The sequence below is a fragment of the Epilithonimonas bovis DSM 19482 genome, from assembly GCF_900108115.1.
Classification (GTDB): Bacteria; Bacteroidota; Bacteroidia; order Flavobacteriales; family Weeksellaceae; genus Epilithonimonas; species Epilithonimonas bovis.
In genome coordinates this window covers 90,143-102,872 of the sequence record NZ_FTPU01000001.1, presented here as the reverse complement: position 1 = coordinate 102,872, position 12,730 = coordinate 90,143, and the positions used below count along the sequence as shown (strand labels likewise).

At 38.3% G+C, this 12,730-nt stretch carries 12 protein-coding genes; 4 read left to right on the top strand and 8 right to left on the bottom strand.

Annotation, left to right across the window (positions count from 1 at the left end):
* Position 1: 1 nt before the first annotated feature.
* The 3 genes from coaBC to bamD form a co-directional block, all read right to left on the bottom strand.
* Positions 2 to 1,195 carry a bifunctional phosphopantothenoylcysteine decarboxylase/phosphopantothenate--cysteine ligase CoaBC gene (coaBC, locus tag B0B05_RS00455; protein ID WP_076781396.1) on the bottom strand — a complete coding sequence of 398 codons (1,194 nt, stop codon included), beginning with the start codon at positions 1,193 to 1,195 and terminating at the stop codon, positions 2 to 4.
* Positions 1,196 to 1,296: 101 nt separating this feature from the next.
* The gene (locus tag B0B05_RS00450) at positions 1,297 to 1,620 is read right to left on the bottom strand and encodes a DNA-directed RNA polymerase subunit omega (protein WP_076781394.1); all 324 of its coding nucleotides are present in this window, start codon (positions 1,618 to 1,620) and stop codon (positions 1,297 to 1,299) included.
* Positions 1,621 to 1,655: 35 nt separating this feature from the next.
* Positions 1,656 to 2,648, bottom strand: coding sequence for an outer membrane protein assembly factor BamD (gene bamD / locus B0B05_RS00445; protein ID WP_076781524.1), 993 nt, complete (start codon positions 2,646 to 2,648; stop codon positions 1,656 to 1,658).
* A 304-nt stretch (positions 2,649 to 2,952) separates the two neighbouring features.
* Here bamD and lepA point away from each other — a divergent pair, with 304 nt between their 5' ends.
* Positions 2,953 to 4,749, top strand: coding sequence for a translation elongation factor 4 (gene lepA, locus B0B05_RS00435; RefSeq protein WP_076781391.1), 1,797 nt, complete (start codon positions 2,953 to 2,955; stop codon positions 4,747 to 4,749).
* An 87-nt stretch (positions 4,750 to 4,836) separates the two neighbouring features.
* A complete protein-coding gene (locus B0B05_RS00430) occupies positions 4,837 to 6,549 on the top strand; it encodes a M14 family zinc carboxypeptidase (protein ID WP_076781389.1) in 1,713 nt (570 codons plus the stop codon).
* Positions 6,550 to 6,559: 10 nt separating this feature from the next.
* On the opposite strand, the gene B0B05_RS00425 is transcribed toward B0B05_RS00430, so the two are convergent.
* Positions 6,560 to 7,381, bottom strand: a complete 822-nt coding sequence (locus tag B0B05_RS00425) for a hypothetical protein (protein ID WP_076781387.1) — start codon at positions 7,379 to 7,381, stop codon at positions 6,560 to 6,562.
* Between the two features lie 2 nt (positions 7,382 to 7,383).
* Complete coding sequence (locus B0B05_RS00420) at positions 7,384 to 8,268, bottom strand: DUF488 domain-containing protein (protein WP_076781385.1); 885 nt, start codon at positions 8,266 to 8,268, stop codon at positions 7,384 to 7,386.
* A 161-nt stretch (positions 8,269 to 8,429) separates the two neighbouring features.
* Between B0B05_RS00420 and B0B05_RS00415 the strand changes: the two genes are divergently transcribed.
* Complete coding sequence (locus B0B05_RS00415) at positions 8,430 to 10,289, top strand: M1 family metallopeptidase (RefSeq protein ID WP_076781384.1); 1,860 nt, start codon at positions 8,430 to 8,432, stop codon at positions 10,287 to 10,289.
* Positions 10,290 to 10,400: 111 nt separating this feature from the next.
* The gene (locus B0B05_RS00410; protein WP_076781382.1) at positions 10,401 to 11,159 is read left to right on the top strand and encodes a type III pantothenate kinase; all 759 of its coding nucleotides are present in this window, start codon (positions 10,401 to 10,403) and stop codon (positions 11,157 to 11,159) included.
* 44 nt (positions 11,160 to 11,203) lie between these two features.
* Here the strand turns inward: B0B05_RS00410 and B0B05_RS00405 are convergent, their stop codons facing one another.
* The 3 genes from B0B05_RS00405 to B0B05_RS00395 all read right to left on the bottom strand — a co-directional run bounded on the left by B0B05_RS00405 (position 11,204) and on the right by B0B05_RS00395 (position 12,705).
* Positions 11,204 to 11,635 carry a nucleoside deaminase gene (locus B0B05_RS00405; protein ID WP_076781380.1) on the bottom strand — a complete coding sequence of 144 codons (432 nt, stop codon included), beginning with the start codon at positions 11,633 to 11,635 and terminating at the stop codon, positions 11,204 to 11,206.
* Between the two features lie 62 nt (positions 11,636 to 11,697).
* Entirely contained in the window at positions 11,698 to 12,258 is a 561-nt protein-coding gene (locus B0B05_RS00400) for a DUF3575 domain-containing protein (protein ID WP_076781378.1), read from the bottom strand.
* Positions 12,259 to 12,279: 21 nt separating this feature from the next.
* On the bottom strand, positions 12,280 to 12,705 hold the full coding sequence (locus B0B05_RS00395) for an RrF2 family transcriptional regulator (RefSeq protein WP_076781376.1): 426 nt from the start codon (positions 12,703 to 12,705) through the stop codon (positions 12,280 to 12,282).
* Positions 12,706 to 12,730: the final 25 nt, after the last annotated feature.

Sequence of the window (12,730 nt, the reverse complement as noted above, 5' to 3'; positions counted from 1 at the left end):
GTTACAATTTGGCCTGTATAAAATTAAGGATATCTTCCGCAACCTCCTCTTTTGATTTTAATGAAAAAGTTTGCTCTTCGGTCGGGGTAAAGATTTTGATCTTATTGGTGTCGTTTGCAAAACCGGCACCCTCATCCCGCAGTGAGTTGAGCACAATCATATCCAGATTTTTCTTTTTGAGTTTCATTTTGGCATTTTCTTCCTCATTCTGGGTTTCCAGGGCAAAACCTACCAAAAACTGATGGGTTTTGTGTTCGCCCATTGTTCTCAGGATATCTTTGTTTTTAACAAGTTCGATTACCAGCTCGTTCTCATTCTTTTTGATTTTTTCTGTTGCTTTTACTTTTGGTGTGTAATCTGCGACGGCGGCACTCATGATGGCAACATCCGTATTTTCGTAATGTTTGAAAACTTCATCAAACATTTCCTGAGCTGAGCTGACACGGTAAATCCTTATGTTTTTGTCATCAACTCGCTGAGACGACGGCCCCGAGATCAGGATGACTTCTGCGCCTCTTTTTGCTGCTTCCCTGGCCAAATCAAAACCCATTTTGCCGGATGAATGATTGCCTATAAATCTTACCGGGTCTATATTCTCATAAGTTGGTCCTGCAGTAATCAGGAATTTTTTTCCTTCAAAGTCTCGCTTGTTTTCAGACAAATGGCTTTCTATCACTTTGTAGATGGTTTTGGGCTCGGCAAGCCTGCCTTGTCCTATAAGTCCGCTGGCAAGTTCCCCGGATTCTGCTGGTATGATATAGTGCCCATATTCTGCCGCCGTCTGCAGGTTTTTGACAACCGCGGGGTGCTGATACATATCAAGATCCATTGCCGGCGCTATAATCACGGGGCATTTCGCTGACATATATACGGCCATTAGAAAGTTGTCGCAGATGCCGTTGGCTATTTTTGCCAGAGTGTTGGCCGTGCAGGGTGCCACGACGATCAGGTCTGCCCACAGAGCCAGTTCTACGTGATTGTTCCAGGATCTGTTATCATCAGAAAAATCGGTAAAAGCTTTGTTTTTGGAAAGTGCTGCCAGTGTAAGTGGTGATACAAAATCTTCTGCAGCTTTTGTAAGAATTACCTTGGTTTCTGCGCCAGATTTTATAAGGTCGCGTACAAGATAATTGATTTTATAAGCAGCAATGCCGCCGGTAATTGCTACAATGATTTTTTTGCCTTGCAAGCTCATTTGCTGTGATTTTTTGTCAACTAAAGTATTAATAATTTCAGGAATAAAAAAACCGCCTCTTTTGTAATAATGAGGCGGTTATATATTCTTCAGAAAAAAAATTAATTTCTGTCTTCTGTCTTTCTGAAATAGATTTCATCATCCAGCCATTCTTTTATCGCAATAGATGTTGGCTTAGGAAGTTTTTCGTAATGTTTAGAGATTTCTATTTGCTCTCTGTTTTCGAAAACTTCTTCCAAAGTAGAGTTGTGGACAGCAAATTCATCCAATTTACTGTGCAATTCCGAACGGATTTCAGCATTGATCTGTTCGGCTCTTTTACCCATGATCACGATAGCTTCATAGATGCTGCCAACTTTTTCTTCGATTTTATCTTTGTCGTAAGTAATTGTATTTACTTCTGCTTTTGTATCTTTAACACTCATTGCGCGAATTTTGTTTGAGAATGCAAATATATGAATTATCTTTTAAATTTAAAAGTTGCCTGTGGCTCAGGAGAACTGATCTTTGCGCTGTCGCGTCTGGTCTGTTCAGCGGCTTTCTGCAGGTCTAGCTGGTTTTTCTCCAGTGCTATTTCTTTTTTCTCACTTTCTTTGGCTTCAGCATTTTTAACTTTGGCTTCATATTCAGCTTTTCGCTTTTCTACTTCTACCTGAACTTTAGCAAATTTTACTTTCTCAGCTTCCAGTTTTGTGTAGAGGTCATTGGCTGTTTTTGCCACATCGGTATTGGGCATCTCTGCTGCAACACGTTTGGCGTAGGCAGAGGCAGCGTCCAGCCTTTCTTTTTTGAGATCGTAGACCGAGTTAACTGCCAGCTCATATTTAGATTTCACAAGAATATCGTAAATCTGAGGTTTTAGTTTAGTAGCCGGGAAGTCTTCCAACACATTTTCAAATGCTACGGATGCAGCCTTGTATTCGGCCATTTTGTAATATTGCTTAGCATTTTCAAAAGCTTTGAACTCCAGTTTATAGCTCAGCTCGTCGATCAGCTGGCTGATATTTTTGGATCTTTCAGAATCGGGATAGTCATTCAGGAAGTTCTGTAATTCTGTAATGGCAGATTCCGTATTACTCTGATCCAGGTTATAATCCAAAGATCCTTCATAATAGCACAGGGCAGATAGATAAGATGCTTCTTCTTTTCTGGAATCCTGAGGGAAACTTATTGCGAAATTCTTAAACTGGTTGGCCGCCAAACGGTAGTTTTTATCATAATAATTAGCATAAGCCGAGTTAAAAACCACATTAGGTGCATCGTCCGTCCCTGCAACCAGGTTCGGCAATCTGTCGTATAACGCCAATGCATCACTCCACTTCTTATTGGCAAACTTTTCGTTAGCCACTTTCAGGATAAAATCTTTATCCGCACTCTTCATCGCTCTGTCCATTTCAGTTTTGCAGGAAAGCAATACCGCCGACAGCATCAGCAAACTAATATATTTCTTCATAACGGTCCTCAGAATATTCTGAATATTATTAATAATCTGCAAAAATAAAACTTTTTTACTCAATCTGTTACTTTTATGAAAGATTAACGTTTTTATAATCAATGGGGCGGCAATTCGGGCTGTTCCAGTGGTCCCGTCTTATAAAAGCCATCCACGCCCGGCCTTGTTTTTATAAGACCGCTCGCTCCGCTCGCGCACTTCCCATCCCGGCCGCAGTTGAGGCAACCAAACATGCTGCAAGATCAATTCATAAGGTTTGTTGTGTCAATAAAAAACGTATTTTTGCAAATTACAAGAATTATAAATGAAGAATATCAGGAACTTCTGCATTATTGCCCATATCGATCACGGTAAGAGTACGTTGGCAGATCGTCTTTTAGAATATACAAACACTGTAACGCAGCGCGAACTGCAGTCTCAGACACTGGATGATATGGATCTGGAAAAAGAACGCGGGATTACCATCAAGTCCCATGCGATCCAGATGGATTATGAATATAAAGGTGAGAAATTTGTTCTCAACTTAATCGATACACCGGGACACGTAGATTTTTCTTACGAAGTTTCCCGCTCTATTGCTGCCTGCGAAGGTGCGCTTTTGATTGTTGATGCTGCACAAAGCATCCAGGCGCAAACGATTTCCAATCTTTACCTGGCGTTGGAGAATGATTTGACCATTATCCCAATCCTTAATAAAATTGATTTGCCATCCGCCAATCCGGAAGAAGTGACCGACGAAATTATGAATCTCATCGGCTGCGAGTATGATGATGTTTTAAGGGTTTCCGGAAAAACAGGTGAAGGTGTTCATCAACTATTAGAACAGATCGTAGAGAGGATCCCGGCTCCGGTGGGCGATCCTGAAGCACCGCTTCAAGCATTGATTTTTGATTCGGTTTACAATCCTTTCCGCGGGATCGAAGCTTATTTTAAAGTCGTTAACGGAAGTATTTCCAAAAACGAAAAAATTAAATTTTTTGCAACCGGTAAAGAATATGGTGCCGATGAAGTTGGGACACTGAAACTAAAGCAGGTTCCCAAGACCAAGATTAGCTGTGGCGATGTTGGTTATCTGATTTCGGGGATCAAGGATGCGCGTGAAGTCAAAGTTGGCGATACGATTACATCTTTTGAAAAACCTGCGGCAGCACCTATCGAAGGATTTGAGGAAGTGAAACCAATGGTTTTTGCAGGTATTTATCCTATAGAATCAGAAGATTTTGAAGAATTGAGATTTTCATTAGAAAAATTGAGGTTAAATGACGCTTCTTTGGTTTTTGAACCGGAGAGTTCTGCTGCATTGGGCTTTGGTTTCCGTTGTGGATTCCTGGGTATGCTGCATATGGAAATCGTTCAGGAACGCCTTGATAGGGAATTCAATATGAATGTCATAACGACAGTTCCCAACGTATCCTACCACGGTTTTACCAAAAAAGATCCCGAAACGGTTATCTTAATTAATAATCCGTCAGAGATGATGGATCCAACCACAATGGACCGTGTAGAAGAACCTTATATCAAGGCATCTATCATTACAAAATCTGATTTCGTAGGTGCTGTGATGACACTTTGTATCGAGAAACGAGGCGAGATTGTGAACCAGAGTTATCTGACATCCGACAGAGTTGAGCTGGTTTTCAATATGCCTTTAGCTGAGGTTGTTTTCGATTTTTATGACCGATTAAAATCTATTTCTAAAGGTTACGCCTCTTTTGATTATCACCCGACTGGTTTCAGGGCTTCTAAATTGGTAAAAATGGATATCTTGATCAACGGAGATATGGTAGATGCTTTATCTTCATTGATTCACGATTCTAACGCTTATCACATTGGTAAAAAAATGTGTGAAAAACTTCGTGAACTGATTCCGAGACAACAGTTTGATATTGCAGTTCAGGCCGCTTTAGGAACGAAAGTTATTGCAAGAGAAACCATCAAAGCTTTAAGAAAAGACGTTACTGCAAAATGTTACGGAGGTGATATTTCCAGAAAACGTAAACTTTTGGAGAAACAGAAAGAAGGTAAAAAGAAAATGAAGCAAATTGGTCGTGTAGAAGTTCCACAATCAGCGTTTATGGCTGTTTTGAAGCTTAACGATTAGAACTAACTCAATTTTTAATAAATATAATCCACAGTTTTTTCTGTGGATTTTTTATTTCATAAAAATTGAGTTCTCTACATTTGTACTATGAAAAATCTCTCCATCTTATTCATCCTCATTTCTGTTTTTGGTTATTCTCAAATTCTCACACCTTACGAAAAAGGCAACGGCAATCAAACCACAACTTTTGATGAAATGCGAAAATTCTATCAGGAATTATCAAAACAATATCCATCAATCAGTTACGAAACAAAAGGCGAAGATGACAACGGCGCTCCAATCGATGTGGTGATTTTCAATCCGACGAAATTAAGTTTCGAAGAAGCGAGAAAAGGAAAATCGGTTTTGTTGGTTAATAACGGCATTCATCCCGGCGAACCGGACGGAATTGACGCAACGATGATGTTAATGAGAGATTTAGCAACTGGAAAAATCAAAGCACCGAAAAATGTCATTTTCACAGCAATCGCCAGTTACAACATCAGCGGAATGATGAACCGAGGAAGTTTCTCCAGAGCTAACCAAAATGGTCCGGAAGAATATGGTTTCCGAGGAAACGCTAGGAATTATGATTTGAACCGGGATTTCATCAAAACAGATTCCAAGAATTCCAGAAGTTTTCAGCAGATCTTCCAATGGCTGAAACCCGATATTTTCATTGATAATCACGTGAGTAACGGTGCCGATTATCAATATACTTTCACATATATTTCAACGAATAAAGAACGATTGGGAAGTATTCTCGGCAATTATTTCAATGACGAAATGCAGAAAACGCTTCTGAAAAATATGGCGGAAAAAGGCGTGATTTCTGTTCCTTATGTCAACATTCACGGCGATGTTCCAGATGGCGGTTTTCCTGCTTTTGTTGACTCACCGAGATATGCGACAGGTTATACGACTTTGTTCAATTCCATCGGGACGGTTGTGGAAACGCATATGCTGAAACCTTACAAAGACCGTGTGAAAGTGACTTACGATTATATGGTTGACAATCTGAATTATATCGATGAAAATTATAAAACCATTCAGCAGAAAAGAGCCGAAAACCTGAAACAATACAAAGTCGGAAACCGATATGCTTTGGCCTGGAAACTCGATTCTACGAAATACGAAAATATCGATTTCAAAGGTTTTGAAGCGAAATATAAACCGAGCGACGTTTCCGGAAAAACCAGACTTTGGTATGACAGAAATTCCAAGTTTTCAAAGCCTGTCAAGTTTTATAATACTTACGTTCCGGCAAAAGACATCACGATTCCGAAATATTATGTCATTCCTCAATCCGAATGGAAAGTCATCGATTTGCTGAAACTCAACCAAATAAAAATGATGCAGATAAAACAAGATTCTACGATTACAGTTGAACAATACCGAATCAAAGATTTCAAAACTGTTCCGAATCCTTACGAAGGTCATTATCTGCATTACGACACATTTGTGACCAAAGAATCCGGAAAAACCAAATTCCGAGCTGGAGATTTTCTGGTTCCGCTCAATCAAGACGGCGTGAAATTTCTCTTGGAAACTTTGGAGCCGGAAGCGGTGGATTCTTACTTCAACTGGAATTTCTTTGATGCGATTCTCGGTCAGAAAGAATATTATTCGGCGTATGTTTTCGAAGATACAGCGAGCAAACTTCTGAAAGACAACAAATCTTTAAAAGCCGCTTTCGAAATGGAAAAAGCCATCAATCCAAAATTTGCAGAAGACGGACAAGCGCAGTTGGATTGGGTTTACAAACATTCTGACTATTACGAAAAAACGCACCGGCTTTATCCGGTTTTTAGGATAAATTAGAATTTACTTCTTAAAAAAGTCTAAGTTGATGTTCAATTTTTGGATGAAAAGTTCCAATAATCATAAATGGATTTTTACTTGTAAAATGACGAAGTTTTGATGTTCCTAAAAATAAATATAAATCTTTAGTTTTTGCAAAATCTTCAAAGTATACTTTTTTAACGTATTCAGTTGCTGCTTTTTCATCGCCTTCAAAGTGAGCAAGTCTTTTCCAAAAAAGTGCTCCAATCTCCCAATCTTCAATCATCATTTTACTTTGCTGACCCTTAGAATCTAGTAGTTTGTATGAGAATTTGTAAGGTAATTTTTTTACAACTTCAAATAAATCCTCATCTTCTTGTTCAAACAGACTACTTCTTTGGACTCTAAGAGATTCAAGTTTATTTTTGTTCCATTCTCTTTCTACAGGTTCAATAGTAAAATCAATAATTTCTGTTGGTTTGAAAACTGCTAGGGAAGTCATTACTGTTGTATCTTTCGCTTCGGAAATTAATTCTTTTAAATCAGTATAAATTTTATTTTTAAGAACAATTTGTTTTCTAAGCAACCAATTACTTTTGGTGTCTAAATGTTCCAAAATTTTTATTTCCGTATCGTAGGAAATAGGTCTATAGCTTTCCTTTCTTTTATCCTCTTTATTCTTAATGAGGTCAATTTCTATCCAATCATATTTTTTGTATTGTTCTTCAAAAGACTTTTTTCTAAATTGAATAGGATAAATTCTTATCCAGGTTCCATCTTCTAAGAAACCTGCAGTGCAAACTAATTCGTCATATTTAGTTGAAATTGCAGGATATGTTTTAACGGTTATTAGTACTTTAGTTTTTGGCATTTTCAAATGTGTTTTACATCAAAAGAAAAGCTTTGGTTTGAATGTAGTGCTTCTGCTAAATGTTTACGATGACATTGACAAATATCTGCTTCAAAACAAGTTAACGCAATTCTTTTTTTTGATTTTAACAAATCTAAAATTTTATTTTGAGTTTCTAAAGTATTTGGAATATTGCATTCTTTGTAATTTTCAAATAATTTGTCATAGTCTGATTGATTATTCAGCTCTTGCCTTTTATCAGATTCAATTCCTACTTCTGGAAAATGTAAATATTCAATATCTAAAGCATTACAATATCTTTGAAGTAAAGTTTTGCTAAATCCGAATTTCATACTTAGCGGATTCCTCCTAACATCAATTAGAATTTTTACATCATTTCTAACTAATCGTGTTAAATATTCTTCCAAAGATATTCCTTCATAACCAATTGTGAATAAGGTGGTTTTCTCAGATTTGGGAATTGCATTTAAAACTTTTTCGTAATATTTTTCATCTAATATTTCTTTTGCTTTTAAGCTTTTGATTGCCCAGAAAGGAAAATTAATATAAGTATGTTTCATAAGAGAATTTGCATTCATTTTCCCATATGATTCTTTTAATTCTTGGATTTTTTTTTGGTCACTAAGCTTTAAAGCTTTAAAATATTCAACTTCATCATTTTTAGCAAAATTAGCCTCTGATTCTAGTAATATTCCTTGTCTTACCATTGCGGTTAAGTCTGCATTAGCTGAAAAAGAATAACATCCGTATTTATATGGGATAAAATCGTATTCAGGTTTAATCTGATTTTTACTTAACAAAAACAGTAGTTTCTGTAAACGAATTTTTTCTAATTCATTTCCAAAAACCTCTAACATTCCTAATATAATTTTTCTTCTATAAAACATTCCGCAAAATTACAAAATTGAATTGAAGATGAATTTTTTACTTTTAAAGTTTTATAACTATTAACTCAACCTTCCACGCCCTTCCACTTGTCAATCAACAAAAACTTCCTATTTTTGAGGAAATTATTATAAACAAACCTTTTAGGTTTAATCATAAATCTATGAAAAAACTGAAATTCTCTCTATTCTCAATTCTTTTTCCTCTCATCTTATCGGCTCAGCAAAATCCTTATTATCAGCAATATGCCAAGTATAAAATGGATATTGATGTAGATGCTGCCAATTTCACCTATCAAGGAAAACAGACTCTGGATTATAGAAACAATTCGCCGGATGAGTTGAAAGTGGTGTATTTCCATTTGTATTGGAACGCTTTCAAAGCAGGTTCTATGATGGACCAGCGTGTGCAGTCTCAGGGTATCAATGCAGACGGAAGATTGGCAAAAAAAGTGGGGAATACTGTAGTTTCCAGACTGTCCGAAATTCCGAAAGATCAGGAAGGCGCACAGAATATCCGTTGGATCAAACAGAATGGCAAAGATTTGAAGTTTGAGATTCAGGGGACGGTCATGAAGGTTTTTTTGAATGAATCTATAAAACCTAATTCTTCCACAACTTTTACAATGGAGTGGGATGCCAATATCCCAATGCAAATCCGAAGAGCCGGGCGCAACAACCGCGAAGGTGTTGATATGACAATGACGCAATGGTACCCAAAAATCGCCGAATACGATTATGATGGCTGGGCAGCTTTTGATTATGTAGGCCGTGAATTTCATGCACCATTTTCCGACTTCGAGGTTAATATTAAGATTGATAAAGATTATGTTATTGGTGCCGGCGGAACATTGGAAAATCCAACCGATGTAAAGGGTTATGACAGCAATGCAGCTATCAAACCGGATATTTCGGGCAAAATAACCTGGAAATGGACGGCAAAAAATATCCTTGATTTTGCCTGGGCAGCTGACAGAGATTATTCGGTGGAGAGTTTTCCGATTTTGGACGGGCCAAAAGTTTACTTAGTCTATCAGAAATCTGAAAAAACAAAATATTGGTCTGATCTCAAACCTTATATCACCAAGTATTATCAACTGATGAACGCCACTTTCGGTCGTTACAAATGGCCAAGTTATTCCTTCATCCAAGGTGGTGACGGCGGAATGGAATACGGTATGTGTACCATGGTTTTGGGAGAAGCGACAACCCTGGAAGGCCTTTGCGGACTGATGTTTCACGAAGGATCCCACTCTTGGTTCCAGCAGATGCTGGCGACCAACGAAAGTGTAAGGCCATGGATGGATGAAGGTTTTACGCAATACGCGGAAGATTATACAATGTACCGCCTTTTCCCGCCAAAGGAATCGCAACCCAATCCTTTTACAGATGCCATCAAAGCGTACATCAATTTTACCAAATCTGGTAAAGAAGAACCAGCGGTTTGGTTGGGTGACCATCATGATAACGGAACGGCTTACACTTATGCCAGTTACATCAAGGGTGAAACATTTTTGGTAGAATTAGGATATATTGTGGGTGAAGAAAATCTTAGTAAAATTATGCTGAGGTATTATGACGAATGGGCGATGAAGCATCCTACCGAAAGGGATTTTATTCATATTGCACAGTTGGTATCCGGGATGGATCTCAAGTGGTTTCAGCATTACTGGATTAATACGACAAAAACTATTGATTACGGTATAAAAACTGTGAAATATGACCCGCAGTCTACAACAATTACCTTGGTGAACAAAGGCGGTGTTCCCATGCCGATTGATTTCAGTATTTTGACTAAAGATAAAAAAGTCATCAATTATAACATCCCGTTGAATCTGACCAGAGTTTGGAAAACAAAGGATATCTACGGGAATATCCGGAGTTTGCCTTATTGGCCATGGACACAGCAGGAATATAGTTTTACCATTCCTTATACCAAGTCTCAGTTATCTGCACTGGGAATCGATTTTTCCAAAAGGCTTGGGGATGTGAATCCTGAAGATAATTATCTGGAGGTAAAATAACGAAAGCTGGATGTCGGAAGTCAGAAGATTTCAATTCGGAAACAATTAAAATTAAAACACAATAATTAAAACTTCGGACATCGGCCTTCCGACTTCCGACAAGATTAGAAAATGAATTCTATTGTAATCAATATAGGAAATACCAATATCCGCTTCGGTCTCTTTGATGATGATAACTGCGATCTTTCGTGGGTTATCAATACAAAACCGTACAAAACAACGGATGAGCTTTTTGTTCAATTTCTGATGCTCTATCAGACTTACAAAATTGATATTGAGAAAATTGATAAAGTGATTATTGGCTCTGTTGTTCCCCAGCTTACTAAAGTGGTAAGCAGTGCGATCAAAAAAATCCATCAGAGAAATCCAATTGTTGTGGACAGGGGTACACCATCCGGCGTGGTTCCCAAATCCAGACAAATGGGTACCGATATCTATGCTAATCTCGTAGCGGCGCATAATCTATATCCCGGGCAAAAGAAAATTGTTCTAGATTTTGGGACGGCGCTTACGGCGAGCTGTATTGATGAAAAAGGAGAAACCCTGGGTGTTATCATTGCTCCTGGAATAGTAACTTCGCTGAATAGCCTCATAAAAGGAACGGCTCAGCTGCCTGAGATAGAGTTGGTAAAACCAAAATCAGTTTTAGGATTGGACACTATCAGCTGTATGCAGAGTGGGATGGTTTACGGTTTTTTGGGGATGGTAGAGGGTTTTATCGACAGGATTAATGATGAGGTTGATGACAACTGCTTTGTGATTGCAACCGGAGGTGTGAGCCATGTTTATAAACCTTTGACAGATAAGATCAATATCGGGGATCGCCTCCATACACTGAAAGGGCTGTACTTTCTGGGAAAGGATTTGTAAAGTGATTTGGTGGAAGTCAGATTTTGGGAGACTTTCAGCAAGATTTATCTTTTATTCCGGAAAAAATCTTTTACAATTGCAGAACATTCGTTTTCCATAATTCCGGTAACAATCTGGGTTTTCGGATGAAGTGCTAAACCTTTGTTGATAAAGCCGCGTTGCTCATCTCTGGCACCAATTACGACTTTAGAAATCTGTGACCATGCCAGTGCACCGGCACACATCACACAAGGTTCCAGGGTTACATACAGTGTGCAGTTCTGCAGGTATTTTCCGCCAAGGAAATTAGCGGCTGAAGTGATGGCCTGCATTTCTGCATGAGCCGTAACATCATTAAGGGTTTCTGTTAAATTATGAGCTTTCGCAATAATCCTGTCATTAGAGACTATGATACAGCCAATAGGAACTTCGTCTTTCTCAAGTGCTTTTTCTGCCTCCTGAAAAGCCATTTTCATAAAATATTCGTCGGTAAACATAATAACAAAAAAAGTTTAGCACAAAACTAAACTTTTAATTTTTCTTATCTGAAACAAGCTTGTTAAAATCGATACCCAATTCCCAACATCCCTTTTCCTGTTAGGTTGGAGTCGTCGTACTTGTCATTATCACCAAACCTTCTGCCCACACCCATGCTGGCTTCAAAAATGATATTATTCCTGGTGATCCACTTTCCGCCAAATCCTACGCCTATCCCGACTGTTGTTCTGGTTTCTTCATGATAGTCAGGCCCTGCATAATTGTTGTAGTAGTTGTAAGTATAGTATCTGTCTTTTGTAGATGTAATGGGCACGAATCCCTCTACGAAAAAGCCTCCACCATATTTTTTCCCAAAATACATTCTGTAGTAAGGCGATACCTGGGTGAATCCTGTTGTGTCTTCATTTTTGTCACCGAAATAAAACATCCCGTTGATCCCTACTCCGGACTGGGCGCTGATGAGCCTTTCATAAGAAATGTTGAGCAGTGGCGAGGCAATCAGCTCAATCGGGCTGATCATTATATCGTTTTTTCTGTCGGATGTTGGCGTTTCCGATGACGTCTGAGCCTTCGCAACATTGCAGAGTGCGGCAATAGTAAGAAGTAAAATTGTTTTTTTCATGGTTATTTTGATAATTGTTTTTTAAATAGGATATTGCTCTGAGTTGGTCATGTCCGCAATACTGGTATCCAATATTGGCAGCATATTGTCCCGAACGTTAATGAGAAGCTTTCTGATGCTGCAGGTGGCTTCGTCTGTACAGTCATCACATTTTTCATAAAAATTGAGAGAAGCACACGGGAGCATAGCCACCGGGCCGTCTACAATTCGGATGACATCCAGTACTTTTATGTCAGAAGGATTTTTCATAAAGGTATAACCACCTTCTGCGCCTCGTTCGCTTTTGAGGATTTTATTTTGTTTCAGTTCCCTCAGGATCTGCTCCAGAAATTTGAGCGGAATACGTTCGCTCTCCGAAATTTTTTTTGCAGAATAGAGAGATGCATTGTCTTTTCTGTTGAGGAAAAGCAATGTTTTAATCGCGTATTTTACTCTTTTTGAAAGCATTGATTAATCTTGTGGATGTAAAAAT